The following is a 14,003-nucleotide window of genomic DNA, read 5'->3' as shown; positions in this document are numbered from 1 at the left end:
AGTGAAACACTCCCCGGCCTGCTCCTGGGACGGCCGGTTCAGCGCGCACCACAGGAACGACAGCGGTGCCACCAGCACGGTGTTCAGTACCGGCAGGAGCCGCGGTGACCTTTCTCGGGCGGGGAAGGCGGACGAGGGCATGGTCGGATGCCAACCGCCCGGAGCCGAAGGCGCGGCGCCACGGCGCCGGAGGCTACCAGTGGCCTCTGCGGGGCAATAGGCTATGGGGTCACCGCCCTCTCAATGAGGCGCCCCGTGCTTCCTTGCGGCAACTAATCCCAGCAGCGATTTAGTAGGGATCATGAGCGAACTTCCCTTGCGCGCCCAGTTGGCCTCGGCCCTGGGTAAGGGCGCGGCGACTCTGTCCCGGGCCACCGGACGCGGCGACGGCTCTGTCATCGGCGGCAGGGTCGCGCTCAAGGTCGAGCCGGAGCTGCTCGCCAAGCTGGCCCAAGGCCGGCGGTTGACCCTGGTCAGCGCGACCAACGGTAAGACCACGACCACGCGGCTCATCGCGTCGGCACTGCGCGAGCTCGGCGAGATTGCCACCAACGAGCAGGGCGCGAACATGCCCACGGGACATATCACGGCGCTCGCGGCCAAGCCCAGCGCCCGCAACGGTGTCCTCGAGGTCGATGAGAAGTACCTGCCGCAGGTGCTGGAAGCCACGGCGCCCGCCGCTGTCGTACTGATGAACCTCAGCCGGGACCAGATGGACCGCGCGTCGGAGATCAACCTGCTGGCGAAGAAGTGGCGCGAGGCACTGCAGAAGAGCGAGACACACGTCGTCGCCAACGCCGATGATCCGCTTGTCGCCTGGGCCGGCCTCGGCGCGCGGCATGCCACGTGGGTCTCGGCGGGACAGCGGTGGAAGGAGGACTCCTGGTGCTGCCCGGAGTGCGGCGGGCACCTCAAACGTGATCCCGACCCGCATTGGGAGTGCCCGGAGTGCGGGCTGAGCCGTCCTGAGGCCTCGTGGAGCGTGGACAACGAGGCCGACGTCGTCGTCACCCCCGACGGCCAGCGGATGCGGCTCGAACTGAGCCTGCCCGGCGGCGCCAACCAGGCCAACGCCGCGATCGCGATGGCCACGGCCACCGCCTACGGAATCCACCCCAAGCAGTCGCTGCCCCGGCTGCGCGAGATCCGTTCGGTGGCCGGGCGCTACACCTCCGTTGTCACCAACGGGGTCGAGGTGCGGCTGCTGCTGGCGAAGAACCCGGCCGGGTGGCTGGAGTCGTTCGCGGTGCTGGGGCCGCCGCGGATTCCGGTGATCCTCTCGGTGAATGCGCAGATCCCCGACGGCAAGGACACCTCCTGGCTGTGGGACGTCGACTACAGTGTGCTGCGCGACCGCCGGGTGTTCGTCATGGGCGAGCGCCGTACCGACCTGGCGCTGCGGCTGGAGACCGACGAGGTCGCCTTCGAAATAGGCGATGATGTCGCCGGGATCGTCACCAAGCTCAAGACGGAGCATCCCGAGATCACCAAGGTCGACGTCATCGCCAACTACACGGCCTTCCAGCAGATCCGCACGGCGTACGGCCGAGTGCAGTAGGAGGGGACCCATGAGCGACACCAGCAGCGCGCTACGCATCGTCTGGATCTATCCCGATCTGCTCAGTACCTACGGCGATCAGGCAACGCGCTGATCCTGCGCCGCCGGGCGGAACTGCGCGGCATTCCCACCGAGATCGTGCACGTCCACTCCAGCGATTCGGTGCCGGTGGAGGGCGACATCTACCTGCTGGGCGGGGGAGAGGACCGCCCGCAGATCCTCGCCGCCGACCGGCTGCGCTCCGACGGAGGGCTCAAGCGCGCGGCCGAGCGCGGCGCCACGGTGCTCGCTGTCTGCGCGGGGTACCAGATCATCGGCCAGAGCTACGGCGACGACGACGACAATCCGTTGCCCGGTGTCGGGATCCTGGACATCCACAGCGGCCGCGGTGAGAGCCGGGCGGTGGGCGAGATCGTCGCCGACGTCGACCCCGAGATCGGCGGCGGCCGGATCACCGGTTTCGAGAACCACCAGGGCCGCACCACCCTCGGCCCCAGCGCGAAACCGCTGGCGCGGACGCTCAAGGGCATCGGCAACGACGGCCAGACCGAAGGCGCCTACCAGGGCCGGGTCCTCGGCACCTACCTGCACGGCCCGGCGCTGCCGCGCAACCCGGCGTTCGCCGACCTGCTGCTGAGCACGCGTGTGGGCCAGCTCCCTCCGCTGCCCCCCTCCTGGGGCGAGCGGCTGCACGAGGAACGGTTGGCCGCCGTCATGTGACCTTCTAGTGGGTGCCGAGAGGCTCGGTCTGTTCGGCGGCGACGGCTTCGATGTCGGCCGAGATGGCGCGCAACGCGGGGTCGCGGCCCGTTCCGGCGCGGGTCGCCACCGAGATCACCCGGCTTACCGGGTCGCCCACCAACGGGCGCACAACGATGTCGGTGTCGCCCGGCTCCAGCGCGATCCGCGGCACCAGGGCCACTCCCAGGCCGGCCCGGACCATCGCCGTGATCACCGTGTAGTCGTTGCTGGCGTAGTCGACGCGCGGCGCGAACCCGGCGCGCGCACACACCCGGTCCAGGGCCGCGCGGCCGGACGTGTCGTCGTACGGACTGATCCAGACCTCCTCGGCGAGTGTCGCCAACTGGAGCGGGCCCTCGGGTACGTCGCGCTCGGGCGGTAGCAGCATCACGAACGACTCGGTGAGCAGCCGGGTCAGTGAGACGCCCGTGGCGTCCAGCGGCGGTAGCAGCGCGTAGGAGTACACCAGCGCGATATCGGTCTCGTGGCCGCGCAGCGCCGCGATGCTCTCCGTGGCCTCGCGCTCGTCCACCACGATCCGCAGTTGCGGGTGGCGTTCCCGGCAGCGCGAGACGGCACTCGGCACCAGGGAACGGGCGACCGTGGGGAAGACCGAGAGTCGTACCGGTCCGGTCGGCAGGCCCGCCAGTTCGGCCAGTTCCGCGCGCGCCTCCTCCAATCCTTCGAAGATCCGTTCCGCGTGCCGCACCAGAACCCACCCGGCGTCGGTGATGCGCAGCATCCGCCCCTCCCGCACGTAGAGCGTCATGCCGGCCTCCCGCTGCAGTAGCGCCAACTGCTGGGACACCGCTGAAGGAGTCATGGCGTCGGCCTCGGCGACAGCGGTCACCGTGCCACGTTGGGCGAGTTCCAGCAGCAGCCGAAGCCTGCGTACCTCAAACATGTAGCTCATCTTAAAGATATCCGAAAAAGATGTCGATAGACTGCATCCGTAGTGCTGCCCCACCATGTAGCCATGACGGCGATGCTCGACTTTGCCCCCGAACCCCCCATCCGCGAAGGCGTGACCGAACTCCGCGGTCGTATGGCCGCCGCGCGTGCCGAGATGGCCCGGCGCGACCTCTCGGCCCTCCTCCTGGTCTCCCCCGAGAACATCTACTACCTGCTCGGCCTGGACTACCAGGGATACTTCGCGTTCAACCTGCTGCTCCTCCCGCGCGAGGGGACACCCGAACTCATCACCCGCGCCATGGAGGGGCCGACCGTGGCCGCCCGCGCGCCCGACTGCGTGCACCGGCCGTTCCACGACGGGGAGGACCCGATGGCGGCAGTCGCCGCGGCCCTGCGTAGCCATGTCAGGCCCGGAGAGGCCATCGGGGTCGAGGATTCGGCGATGTTCTTCCCGCCGGCGATCTGGGCCGGGCTGCGCCGGGAGCTGCCGGAACTCCTCTGGGTGGGTGCCGGCGACCTTGGGCAGCACCTGCGCGAGGTCAAGTCGGAGTCGGAGATCGCGTCCGCGCGCCGCGCGGCGGCGCTGTCCGTGGAGGGCATGGCGGCCGGTATCGGCGCCGTTGCGGCCGGCGGAAGCGAGTCCCGGGTGGCGGCGGCCGTCTACTCGGCGATGATCTCCGGCGGCAGCCAGAACCCCGGTTTCGCGCCGCTGATCCGCTCCACTCAGATCCTCCAGCAGGAGCACGTCACCTGGGACGAGCGGGCGATCGAGCCGGGCGAGGGACTGTTTCTGGAGCTGTCGGCGTGTGTGCGCCGCTACCACGCGCCGATGAGCCGGACCGTCTACGTGGACGAGGCCCCGCCGGAAGCGGTGGCCGCACACCAGGCCGCACTCGCCGGACTGGAGGCGATCACCGCGACATTCCGGCCGGCCGCCGTGGCCAGTGACGTCTACATGGCCTGGGAGAACGCCGTCAACCAGGTCCACCCTCAAGAGGGCGCCCCTCGGCACCACTGCGGTTATCTCGTGGGCATCGGCTTCCCGCCGAGCTGGGTCGGCGGCGGGGAGGTGCTGGGCGTCCGGCCCGGCTCCGGCCGGCTGATTCGTGCCGGGATGACGTTCCACGCCATGTCATGGGTGACCGAGCCCACCGGGTATGTCATCTCCGACACCGTCCTGGTCACCGAGGACGGGTGCGAGGTGCTCACCCGGGCACCCCGCGACCTCACCGTTGTCTGAACGTTCTTCTCGGCGCAGAGAGGCGAGTATGAAGATCACCGGCGTCGAGGCCACCCCCGTCGCCGTGCCGTTCCGCACCGACGAGGTGTGGGCCTTCGGACGGCGCCGCGGCCAGGTAGTGGTCCTCGTGGAGGTGCACACGGACGAAGGGCTGAGCGGCATCGGTGAGGCGGCGGCCTACCCGTCCACCGATGTCGTACGGGCGGCGCTCGGCGCCCTCGAACCGCTGGTCGTCGGGGAGGACCCGCGCAACATCGAACGGCTCACCAAGCGGGTCGAGGTGATCGGTACCTGGCACCACATGCAGCAGAACAGCCCCGCTCTGGCCGCGGTGGACATGGCCTGCTGGGACATCATCGGCAAGGTGTGCGGGCAGCCGCTGGTGACACTGTTCGGCGGACGCTTCCGTGAGACCGTGGACTTCTTCTACTACGTCTCCGGCGCGGACCCCGAGGAGGCCGCCGAGCAGGCGGCGGAGGGGGCCGAACGCGGTTTCGGCACGTTCTACCTGAAGGTCGGCTCGCCCCGGCCGCGGTCCGACATCGAGCGTGTCGCCGCGGTCCGCCGGGCGGTGGGACCGGAGGCGGGCATCCGGGTGGACGCCAACGAGGCATGGTCGTCGGGCACCGCCATCCGGGTGCTGCGGGCGATGGAGGAGCACGGCCTGGAACTGGCCGAGCAGCCGGTGTCCGGCCGCAACCTGGCCGAGATGGCCTACGTCCGGAGCCGGGTCGACACCCCGCTGCTGGCCAACGAGGCGTCCTGGACCCGCTACGACCAGTTGGAGGTGATCCGGCACGGAGCGGCCGACGTCATCTCCGTCGACAACCAGATGGACGGCGGCCTGCTCAACCTGAAGCGGTCCGCGGGCATCTGCGACGCCGCCGGAGTTCCGGTACTCAAGCACAGCCTCGGTGAACTCGGCGTCGGCCTCGCGGCCGCGCTGCACGTCATGGCGTCCACGCCGAACTTCATCTACGCCAACCAGGCGTACTCCTCGCTGCTGGCCGACGACGTGCTCACCGAACCGCACGTCTACACCGAAGGCCGGCTGCCGGTCCCGCAGGGCCCCGGCCTGGGGGTCGCCCTCGACCGCGACAAGGTGCGGCGCTACGCCGAGGCCTACGCCCGGGACCCGGGCGGCTACGCGTTCCACGACCGGCAGCGCACCGCGGACTCCACACCGCTGCCGAGGCTCTAGCGGGCGTACCGGCGCCGGTCAGCGGGGGCGGCGCCGGAGCTCGATGTTCGCGTTGGCTCCCGTGTCCGGAGAGACGATGACCTCCTGCGCGGCGGCGATGCCGTCGACGGTGAACTGGGCGTCGACCGGGATCGACCGCTTGACCAGGCCGAGCGCGATCGGCCCCAGTTCGTGGTGGCGCGCCGATGAGCCGACGTTGCCGACCGGGCGGCCGTCGAGCTGGATCGCGGATCCGCGTTCGGGAAGCCGCTCGGCGGTGCCGTCGAGGTGCAGCAGTACCAGCCGGCGCGGCGGCCGTCCCAGGTTGTGCACCCGGGCGATCGTCTCCTGGCCCGGATAGCAGCCCTTCTCCAGGTGCACGGCCGAACCGACCCAGCCCATCTCGTGCGGGATCGCGCGGTGGTCGGTGTCGAGGCCGAGCCGGGGGCGGTGCGCGGCGATCCTGTGGGCCTCGTAGGCCCACAGGCCGACCGGCCGGACGCCGGCGCCGGTGAGGGCCTCGGTGACCGTGGGAAGCGTGTCCGCGGGCAGGAAGAGGTCGATCTCGTCGCCGGTGCGGCGGACGGGGGTGTCCTCAAGCTGCCCGGCGACGGCGGACAGAGCCTGATCGCGTTCCGGCCCGGCCAGGGTGAGTACGCTGCGCTGGTCGCTGAGGTCGGCGATTTCGACCCGGAGCATGAAGCGCATGGAGTCGAGGAACTCCGCGAGGCCCGCACCGCCCCCCGGTTCGGTGTGCGCCCACACCGCCGTACCGTCCTCGACGATCGACATGTGGTGGTTGATGTGCCCCTTGGTGTCCATCACCAGGGCCTCGGTCGCGGTACCGGCGGGCACTCCCTCCAGGAACTGGCTGGTGATGCTGTGCAACCAGCCGAGCCGGTCGGGGCCCGCCACCCGTACGACACCGCGGTTCCCGCGGTCGATCCACCCGGAACCGTGCTCCAGTGCGCGGCCCTCCTGGGAGGGCTCCCCGTAGTGGGCGGCGACGCCGGTGTCCGGGTCATCGGCGGCGACGGCCCCGGCGCGCGTCAACAGCGGTGAAATCATACTTCGATGCTACGCACACTCGGGCGGGGCGTGGGCGGCGCCGTCATCCGGAGCGGCAGGTCCGGCACCGGCCGAACACGGTCAGGTGCCGGGCGTCCGCCTCGAAGCCGATCTCGTCGCGGAGCCGTTCGACGAGGCCGTCGGCGAGTTCGAGCGCGGTGTCGGAGACCTGGCCGCACCCCCGGCAGACGACGTGCAGGTGATCGGCCTCCTCGGTGAGGTGGTAGGAGGGAGGCCCGGCTCCGAGGAGCGTGTGCGTGACCAGACCGACCTTCTCCAGCACGTCGAGGGTGCGGTAGACGGTGGACAGGTTGAGGCCGGCGGCGGTCCGCTGCACCCGGGTGCAGATGCGTCCGGTGTGGCGTGCTCCAGTTCCTGGACGGCCTCCAACACCAGTTGCCGCTGCGGTGTCACTCGGTAGCCGCGGGACCGGAGTTCTTCGCGCCAGGTCTGCTGCGCCATGGTCCCGATCCTACGTTCCCGGAGAGTGATCGGGCGCACAGCGCGGTACCACGAGGGGAAGGGGCAGACCGGGCCACGCCGCGCGAAAAACATTTGCCCGGTGCGCCGCTTCGCGCGTAGCGTCATATCCACGCAGGAAAGGAGGTGGTCCTGACAGTGAAGGCTTCAAGGACTTGCGAGGTGTCCGTCCGCTAGGGCGGAACGAGGAATCGGATCGCGCTAGCGAATCCACATCGGACACCCAGACCCCCGGGCGGCCGGAACTTGTCCATCCGGCCCCGCACACCAAGTGTCGGGAGCCGTGCCCGGGGGTCCGTCCTGTTCCGGGCAGTACCGCCGCCGGCGGGGTCCGCGCCCCTAGCCGACCTGCTTGAACTGTGCGGACATGTACGACTGCAGCTCCTGGCCGCGTGCCGCCAGGTCCCACGCGTACCCCAGCGTCCCGCGGTCCTCGCCGAACAGCCCGTAGAGTCGGTGGCCGGCGGTCACCCGCATGCCGGTCTCGGTGTGCAGAACGACGTCGGTGTAGAGCTCGACGCGGCTGGCGAAGACGGTGCCGAGGTAGACCTCGTTGAACCCCTCCGGATGTGTCAGCAGCACCTCGACGTGCACGGCCGGGATGTCGGCGGTCCCTTCCGGCTCGCCGCCCCCTTCAGGGGGGCGGACCCGCCAGTAGCCGGTCTCGGAGGTCACGAGGGCACCGAGAGAGCCGTCCTCCGCGATCCGCCACACGCGGCTCCGGTAGTTCAGGTGCGGATGGCCGTCGTGTGTGAACTCGATCTCCTGGCCGAACTGGAACTCCTCCATGTCCGGATAGCCGGCGACACCGACGCCTTCCCAGCGGCCGATCAGGAACGACAGCTTCTCCAGGTCGGGGTGTAGATCGCTCATGACTCCTCATTGCGTATTCGCGGGAACGGCCAACAGCCTAGCCGCCGGTCGCGGGCGGGCCGCCCACCAGCGCCGCCCGTGTCAGGGGCGCGGCCGTACCCGCGGGCCGGTTCCGGCCGCCGGGGGGCGTATGCTGCGCGGGATCCCCTGCGGTGAAGGCGTTTTCGTGGCTCCGAAGGGCCGGTGACACCCCCGAAAGGGCGCCGCGATGCGCCTTCGCGCTCCTCTCCGCCTCAGCAGGACGCCACCGGCCGCCTTCTGCCGTTCCGCCCCAGCCCCAGGAAGGAACACCGTGCAATCAGTCCCTCTCACTACCGGAGACCTCCACGGCCAGTCGGAGCGCCTTCGGGAGCTCGGGCCGATCGTCCCGGTCAGGCTTCCCGGCGATGTCGACGCGTGGGTGGTGACCCGCCATTCCGCCATCATGCAGGTGCTCACCCATCCGCAGGTCAAGAAGAACCCGATCCACTGGCGCGCTTGGCGCGAGGGCAGGATCCCCGGCGACTGGCAACTGATCAGCTGGGTCGCCAACGACAACATGCTGGCCCGCGACGACGCGGACCACACCCGGTTGCGCACGCTGGTGTCGAAGGCGTTCACCCCCCGCCGCGTCGAGGAGATGCGGGACTACGTCACCGGCCTCGTCAGCCGGCTGCTGGACGATATGGCGGCCGGCGGAGGCGAGGCCGACCTGAAGCGCGCCTTCGCCCTCCCCCTGCCCATGACGATCACCAGTGAGCTCTTCGGTGTTCCCGAGGAGGAACGCCCGGAGCTGCATCGGATGATCGGGAGGGTGTTCGACCAGAACATCACCTCCGAGGTGGCAGCCTCCACCCACGAGAGCCTGCAGAGGTTCCTCTCCGAACTCGTGGCGAGGAAGCGCGGCGAGCCGGGCGACGACATGACCAGCGCACTGATCGCCGCCCGTGACGAGGACGACCGGCTCACCGAGTCCGAACTCGTGTGGACGCTGATCCTCATCATCGGCGCCGGCTACGAGACCACGATGAACCTGCTGGTCAATGCGGTGCGAGCGCTTCTCACTCATCCCGAGCAGCTCGACCTCGTCAGGAACGGTATCTACACCTGGAACGACGTCATCGAGGAAACCCTGCGATGGGACAGCTCGATCCAGAACGTTCCGTTGCGCTACACCGCCGAAGAGGTGGAGATCGACGGCGTGACCATGGCCGCGGGGGACGCGGTGCTGGTGTCCTACGGTTCGGCCGGGCGCGACCCCGACCGGCACGGCGATACCGCCCACCTGTTCGACATCACCCGAGCGGACAAGAGCCATATCGCGTTCGCGCACGGGCGGCACTACTGCCTGGGAGCGAACCTGGCCCGGCTGGAGCTCGCGATCGCCCTGCCGGAGCTGTTCGAGCGGTTCCCCGACCTCGCGCTGGCGGAAGCCGAACCGCGACCGCTGCCCTCCATCGTCTCCAACGGCGTGGAGGAGCTGCCGGTGCGCTTCACGCCCTAGCCGGAGCGAGCCGGGGCCGATCCGGCCTCGGCTCTCCGTTGTGACGGACGCCTCGCCGCCCCCGTGGGGGCTCGCCGTCGAGGGCTCCGTCCTCCGGGTGATCTCGGCCACCGCGGCTCCGCGGGTCTCCCGGCCGGGGCTTCGGACATGTGGAGCAGGTGCATACTGTCCGGGAGTCGCGGCGCCCGGCCAAGGGAGCGCCGTCTGCCGTCGGCGCGGCGTCCTCGCCGCGTGTCCCGCAGAGCGGCGACCGGCAATCCGGCATTCATGACCCGGTCGACACGGTCCGGTACGACAGGGGGAGCGCCGCCGCGGGCAGGAGGCCGACCGCACGGTCGGCGCCGCACCGTGTGGCCGGCGCCTTCCGGAAACCTGGTAAAGAAGGATATTCGGGCGCCGCGGCACCAGAAGGATACGGAGGGCCGATGGCGCACAAGCCGGACGAGAGGAAAAGAGGCTGCCTGTGATGCTGGCGATCGTGGGAGCCTCCTGGCCGGTGCGGCGATCCTGGCCCTGCTGGCCTATCCCGCCGGGCGCCGGTGGTACCTGCGGCGCGGAACCGCCGCACTCCGGCCGCGCGCGGTGGCCACACGCGCCGGTGAGCCGATCACCGCCACGGGAATCGCGGTCCCCGGGCCCGATGGGCTCGTCGAGTCACGGCTGGCCCGCACCGACTGTGTCTGGCACGGGCACGAAGTGCTGCGCCACTACTGGTCCCTCCCGCAGAACGGGGTCGAGCGGGAGCGGGTGTGCGACCCCATCGCCGACCACGCCTCCGCGGAGCTGTTCGGCATCGTCGCCCCCGGCCGCCGGGCGTGGAAGGGCGGCACCGTCCTGGTGGACCCCGAGGGCGCCGAACTCAGCGGGGCCGACATGTGCCTGCAGCGCGTTGTCGGTCGCCCGCAGCAGGGGGTTCCGGCCCCGGCCGACGATCTTCTGCCGCGGGTCAAAGGCCGGATCTCCGGGATCTTCCGTGGCGAGACCATCGAGTTCGAGTACCGGGAGTGGGTCATCAGGCCCGGCGCCCCGATCGCCGTGCACGGTGTGGTGGAGATGCGCGATGGTCGGCCGGTGATCGTCCCGCCTCCCGGCGGGCGGCTCCGCGTCGAACGCGGGGACGGTGACGACTCGGAGGCGTCGGGCCCGGTGCCCAAAGGGGCCGGAGCGCTCCTGCTCGGCGGCGGCGCATGATGGCGGCCTGCACTGGGCTGCTGCTGGCACTCAACGCGATGTGAGCCGGCCGGTCCGCGCCGTCCTCGCCAAGGGCTACGCTGACCATCATGAGTCGTGCGTTGGTGATCAAGGTCACGGTAGGTGAGGACGAGCCGGAGCGCTGCAACCAGGCGTTCACGATAGCGGCCACAGCGGTGGCGAGCGGAGTCGAGGTGTCGCTGTGGCTGGCGGGGGAGGCCAGTTGGCTCGCGGTCCCGGGCCGCGCCGGGAAGGCCTTCTCGCTCTCGCACGCGGCCCCGCTGGAGGACCTGCTGGAGGGAGTCCTGGCCGGGGGCCGGATCACGTTGTGCGGCCAGTGCGCCGCCCGGCGGGAGCTCACCGAAAGCGACCTGGTCGACGGCGTCCGGATCGCGGGAGCGCCGACGTTCGTCGAGGAGGTCACCGCCGACGGAGCCCAGGCACTCGTCTACTGACACGCGCGGCCCGCACCCCCGGAACGGGGTGCGGGCCGCGGCCGGTCGGCTACTTCTTTCCCTGGTTCTTCACGGCCTCGATCGCGGCCTTGGCCGCCTCGGGGTCCAGGTACTCGCCGCCCGTCTTGCGGGGGGTGAAGTCGTCGTTGAGCTCGTAGACCAGCGGGATGCCGGTCGGGATGTTCAGCCCGGCGATGGTCTCGTCGTCGACCCCGTCGAGGTGCTTCACCAGTGCCCGCAGGGAGTTCCCGTGCGCGGCGACCAGGACGGTGCGTCCGGCCGCGAGGTCGGGCACGATCGCGTCGTACCAGTACGGAAGCATCCGGTCGACGACGTCGGCCAGGCACTCGGTGCGCGGTATCAGCTCCGGCGGCAGGTCGGCGTAGCGCCGGTCACCCACCTGGGAGTAGGTGTCGTCGTCGGAGAGCTCCGGCGGCGGCGTGTCATAGGAGCGCCGCCAGACCATGAACTGCTCCTCGCCGTACTCCTCCCGCGTCTGCGCCTTGTTCTTGCCTTGCAGCGCGCCGTAGTGCCGCTCGTTGAGCCGCCAGGAGCGCCGCACCGGAAGCCAGTTCAGCCCGGCCTCGTCGAGTCCGATCTCAGCGGTGCGGATGGCGCGCTTCAGCACCGAGGTGTGCACGATGTCGGGCCGGAGGTCGGCTTCGAGCAGCAGCCTGCCGCCCTTGCGCGCCTCTTCCTCGCCCGTTTCGGAAAGGTCCACGTCCACCCAGCCGGTGAACAGCCCTTCGGCGTTCCAGACACTTTCGCCGTGTCGCAGCAGAACCAGAGTCCCCATGGCCGCCAGCCTAGCGAGTCCCGGAGCGGGGAGCGGCCACCGGAGGGGGCGGACTGGTCTACTCCACTTCCGCGGGCTGTTCGACGAGGTGCCGGAACGCCTCCAGGTTGCGCAGCGTGTGGCCGTTGTCGAGCCGCCACTGCCACTCCTTGCGGATCGAGGAGGCGAAACCCCGTTCCAGAGCACCGTTGAAGTTCTCGTCGGAGTAGGTCAGCGCGCAGCCGAGGAGCCGGTCGACCTCGTCCGCGGTGACGCCGGAGAGCGGGAGCCGGCCCACGATGTAGACGTCGCCCGCGTCGTCGGCCGCGAAGGCCATGCCGTACATGTTCTCGTTCTTGTGCATGAGCCAGCGGTAGAACGCGGCGTGGTTCTCGTCGGGCTGGCGGCAGAAGAACGCCTTCAGCAGCAGGCTGTGCTCGCCGACGTTCAGCCAGACCAGCGTCTTGATCTTGCGCTGTCCGGGGAGGGTGACGAGGAACGCGTCCGGGCGCGGGCGTTCGAACTCGAGCTCCGCCTCCTTGATGGCGGATTCGATCGCCACAATGGCGGTCGCGTGCTCCTGTGATGGCATGCGTGCGGCTCTCTGTAGGCTCACTGGTTGGCGGCCACGGGCAGCGGTTCCCCGACCAGCGTCCCACGGTAGAGGTCCAGCAGCCCGTCCACGGACGCTCCCCAGCTGAACCCGGCCGCGTGCCTGACGGCGGCACGGCCCAGCGCGTCGCGCCAGGTCGGCTCGGTGATCATCCGGTGCACCGTGCGCGCGTAGTCCGCCGGATCGTGGCCGTCGATGAGCACCCCCGAAACCCCGTCGCGTACGGCCGTGGGCAACCCGCCCACCCGGGCCGCCACGACCGGTGTCCCGCACGCCTCGGATTCCACCGCGACCAGCCCGAACGACTCCGAGTACGAGGGCACGACGGTGGCGGTCGCCGCCCGATAGTAGTGGGCCAGCTCGGTGCGCGAGCGCGGCGGCTCCATGCGCAGGATGTCTGCGATCCCCAGGGAACGGGCCAGGGAGGACAGCCGCTGCGGCTCGGCGCGGTCGCCGCCGGACAGCCCGCCGACGATGCCCACAACGAGCCGGTCGCGCAGCGAGGGGTCCCGTTCCAGAAGCGCGGCGGCGGTGCGGAGCAGTACATCAGGCGCTTTCAGCCGCTGGACGCGCCCGACGAAGAGCAGCAGTTCGGTGTCCGGGGGCAGACCGATGCGCCGCAGCGCCGCCGTCCGCGAGCCCGGTGTGAACATGTCCAGGTCGACTCCGGGCGGCACCGTGCTGACCCGGGCGGGGTCGGCGCCGTAGTAGCCGGTGAGCTGCCGTGCTTCGTCGGCGGTGTTGGCGACGAGGTGGTCCGCGTGCCGCACGAGGTGCTCCTCGCCGCGGATCCGCCCCTCGGGTTCGGGGGCGTCCCCCTCGGCCAGGAACGCGTTCTTGACCTTGGCCAGGGTGTGCATCGACTGCACCATGGGCACGCCCCAGCGGTGCGCGGCGGCGAGTCCGGCGCGGCCCGAAAGCCAGTAGTGGCCGTGCACGAGGTCGTAGTGCCCCGCGTCGTTGCGCGCCTCGGTCTGCAGCACCCCGAAGATGAATGGGCACAGGTGCCGGGCGAGGGCGTGTTTGTCCAGATCACCGAAGGGGCCGGCCGGGATGTGCCGCACTGTGACACCGGGTGCCATCTCGACCGTCGGCGGCTGGTCCGGGCGAGTGGCGCGGGTGAACACGTCAACGGCGATACCGCGTTCGGCGAGGCGCTTGGCGACCTCGACCACGTAGACGTTCATCCCGCCCGCGTCGCCCGTCCCCGGCTGTTCGAGTGGGGAGGTGTGCAGGCTGATGGTGGCGATTCGCCGAGGGAACGGTGACCGTCCGCGGCTCGGAAATCGCGTGTCGGGCACGTCGGGGCTGTACGGCACCACCAGTGTCGGCCCTCTCTCTCCTCCAGCGGCTTTCATCCCGCGCCTCAATCACTGGTTAACAGCGACCAGGGCACGCAGTGTTCCCATAATGGAGGGGCGGCGGCCGGCGGAG

Annotated in this window: 12 protein-coding genes and 2 pseudogenes; 7 read left to right on the top strand and 7 right to left on the bottom strand. The window is 70.4% G+C overall.

The window, feature by feature from the left end; translation table 11 throughout:
• The first annotated feature begins 301 nt into the window (after positions 1 to 301).
• Positions 302 to 1,558 (top strand): MurT ligase domain-containing protein, encoded by a 1,257-nt coding sequence (locus VS93_RS19010; protein ID WP_046471245.1) that lies wholly within the window; start codon positions 302 to 304, stop codon positions 1,556 to 1,558.
• A gap of 10 nt (positions 1,559 to 1,568) precedes the next feature.
• Positions 1,569 to 2,278: pseudogene (locus tag VS93_RS19005) on the top strand (type 1 glutamine amidotransferase).
• 4 nt (positions 2,279 to 2,282) lie between these two features.
• Here VS93_RS19005 and VS93_RS19000 read toward each other — a convergent pair.
• Positions 2,283 to 3,212 carry a LysR family transcriptional regulator gene (locus VS93_RS19000; protein WP_052745858.1) on the bottom strand — a complete coding sequence of 310 codons (930 nt, stop codon included), beginning with the start codon at positions 3,210 to 3,212 and terminating at the stop codon, positions 2,283 to 2,285.
• 72 nt (positions 3,213 to 3,284) lie between these two features.
• On the opposite strand from VS93_RS19000, the gene VS93_RS18995 reads away from it, so the two are divergent.
• Positions 3,285 to 4,451 (top strand): M24 family metallopeptidase, encoded by a 1,167-nt coding sequence (locus tag VS93_RS18995; protein ID WP_162231693.1) that lies wholly within the window; start codon positions 3,285 to 3,287, stop codon positions 4,449 to 4,451.
• 28 nt (positions 4,452 to 4,479) lie between these two features.
• Positions 4,480 to 5,652, top strand: coding sequence for a mandelate racemase/muconate lactonizing enzyme family protein (locus VS93_RS18990; protein WP_046471244.1), 1,173 nt, complete (start codon positions 4,480 to 4,482; stop codon positions 5,650 to 5,652).
• An 18-nt stretch (positions 5,653 to 5,670) separates the two neighbouring features.
• Here VS93_RS18990 and ygfZ read toward each other — a convergent pair whose 3' ends face one another.
• The 3 genes and pseudogenes from ygfZ to VS93_RS18975 form a co-directional block, all read right to left on the bottom strand.
• Positions 5,671 to 6,699: a CAF17-like 4Fe-4S cluster assembly/insertion protein YgfZ gene (gene ygfZ / locus VS93_RS18985; RefSeq protein WP_046471243.1), complete on the bottom strand. Its 1,029-nt coding sequence runs from the start codon at positions 6,697 to 6,699 to the stop codon at positions 5,671 to 5,673.
• A 43-nt stretch (positions 6,700 to 6,742) separates the two neighbouring features.
• A pseudogene (locus VS93_RS18980) lies at positions 6,743 to 7,161 on the bottom strand (Fur family transcriptional regulator).
• Between the two features lie 357 nt (positions 7,162 to 7,518).
• Positions 7,519 to 8,052 carry a nitrobindin family protein gene (locus VS93_RS18975; RefSeq protein ID WP_046471242.1) on the bottom strand — a complete coding sequence of 178 codons (534 nt, stop codon included), beginning with the start codon at positions 8,050 to 8,052 and terminating at the stop codon, positions 7,519 to 7,521.
• Between the two features lie 403 nt (positions 8,053 to 8,455).
• Between VS93_RS18975 and VS93_RS18970 the strand changes: the two genes are divergently transcribed.
• From VS93_RS18970 to VS93_RS18960, 3 genes are all read left to right on the top strand, one after another.
• The gene (locus tag VS93_RS18970; protein ID WP_046471252.1) at positions 8,456 to 9,535 is read left to right on the top strand and encodes a cytochrome P450 family protein; all 1,080 of its coding nucleotides are present in this window, start codon (positions 8,456 to 8,458) and stop codon (positions 9,533 to 9,535) included.
• 582 nt (positions 9,536 to 10,117) lie between these two features.
• On the top strand, positions 10,118 to 10,726 hold the full coding sequence (locus VS93_RS18965) for a GIDE domain-containing protein (protein WP_338022768.1): 609 nt from the start codon (positions 10,118 to 10,120) through the stop codon (positions 10,724 to 10,726).
• An 89-nt stretch (positions 10,727 to 10,815) separates the two neighbouring features.
• Positions 10,816 to 11,181, top strand: a complete 366-nt coding sequence (locus VS93_RS18960) for a DsrE family protein (protein ID WP_046471241.1) — start codon at positions 10,816 to 10,818, stop codon at positions 11,179 to 11,181.
• Positions 11,182 to 11,230: 49 nt separating this feature from the next.
• On the opposite strand, the gene VS93_RS18955 is transcribed toward VS93_RS18960, so the two are convergent.
• The 3 genes from VS93_RS18955 to mshA are packed head-to-tail and all read right to left on the bottom strand — an operon-like array spanning position 11,231 to position 13,927.
• Positions 11,231 to 11,977 carry a phosphoglyceromutase gene (locus VS93_RS18955; RefSeq protein WP_046471240.1) on the bottom strand — a complete coding sequence of 249 codons (747 nt, stop codon included), beginning with the start codon at positions 11,975 to 11,977 and terminating at the stop codon, positions 11,231 to 11,233.
• Positions 11,978 to 12,035: 58 nt separating this feature from the next.
• Positions 12,036 to 12,548 carry a YbjN domain-containing protein gene (locus tag VS93_RS18950; RefSeq protein ID WP_046471239.1) on the bottom strand — a complete coding sequence of 171 codons (513 nt, stop codon included), beginning with the start codon at positions 12,546 to 12,548 and terminating at the stop codon, positions 12,036 to 12,038.
• 20 nt (positions 12,549 to 12,568) lie between these two features.
• The gene (gene mshA, locus VS93_RS18945) at positions 12,569 to 13,927 is read right to left on the bottom strand and encodes a D-inositol-3-phosphate glycosyltransferase (RefSeq protein WP_082127013.1); all 1,359 of its coding nucleotides are present in this window, start codon (positions 13,925 to 13,927) and stop codon (positions 12,569 to 12,571) included.
• Positions 13,928 to 14,003: the final 76 nt, after the last annotated feature.

Source organism: Allosalinactinospora lopnorensis, assembly GCF_000981225.1.
GTDB classification, from domain to species: domain Bacteria; phylum Actinomycetota; class Actinomycetes; order Streptosporangiales; family Streptosporangiaceae; genus Allosalinactinospora; species Allosalinactinospora lopnorensis.
This window is presented reverse-complemented; position numbering and strand designations above follow the sequence as displayed.

What these genes read in the sequence shown, in the direction of transcription:
- VS93_RS18950 (WP_046471239.1), bottom strand. Translation starts at nt 12,548, where the DNA reads ATGCCATCACAGGAGCACGCGACCGCCATTGTGGCGATCGAATCCGCC.
- VS93_RS18975 (WP_046471242.1), bottom strand. Translation starts at nt 8,052, where the DNA reads ATGAGCGATCTACACCCCGACCTGGAGAAGCTGTCGTTCCTGATCGGC.
- VS93_RS18955 (WP_046471240.1), bottom strand. Translation starts at nt 11,977, where the DNA reads ATGGGGACTCTGGTTCTGCTGCGACACGGCGAAAGTGTCTGGAACGCC.
- ygfZ (WP_046471243.1), bottom strand. Translation starts at nt 6,699, where the DNA reads ATGATTTCACCGCTGTTGACGCGCGCCGGGGCCGTCGCCGCCGATGAC.
- VS93_RS18990 (WP_046471244.1), top strand. Translation starts at nt 4,480, where the DNA reads ATGAAGATCACCGGCGTCGAGGCCACCCCCGTCGCCGTGCCGTTCCGC.
- VS93_RS19010 (WP_046471245.1), top strand. Translation starts at nt 302, where the DNA reads ATGAGCGAACTTCCCTTGCGCGCCCAGTTGGCCTCGGCCCTGGGTAAG.
- VS93_RS19000 (WP_052745858.1), bottom strand. Translation starts at nt 3,212, where the DNA reads ATGAGCTACATGTTTGAGGTACGCAGGCTTCGGCTGCTGCTGGAACTC.
- VS93_RS18960 (WP_046471241.1), top strand. Translation starts at nt 10,816, where the DNA reads ATGAGTCGTGCGTTGGTGATCAAGGTCACGGTAGGTGAGGACGAGCCG.
- VS93_RS18995 (WP_162231693.1), top strand. Translation starts at nt 3,285, where the DNA reads ATGCTCGACTTTGCCCCCGAACCCCCCATCCGCGAAGGCGTGACCGAA.
- mshA (WP_082127013.1), bottom strand. Translation starts at nt 13,927, where the DNA reads ATGAAAGCCGCTGGAGGAGAGAGAGGGCCGACACTGGTGGTGCCGTAC.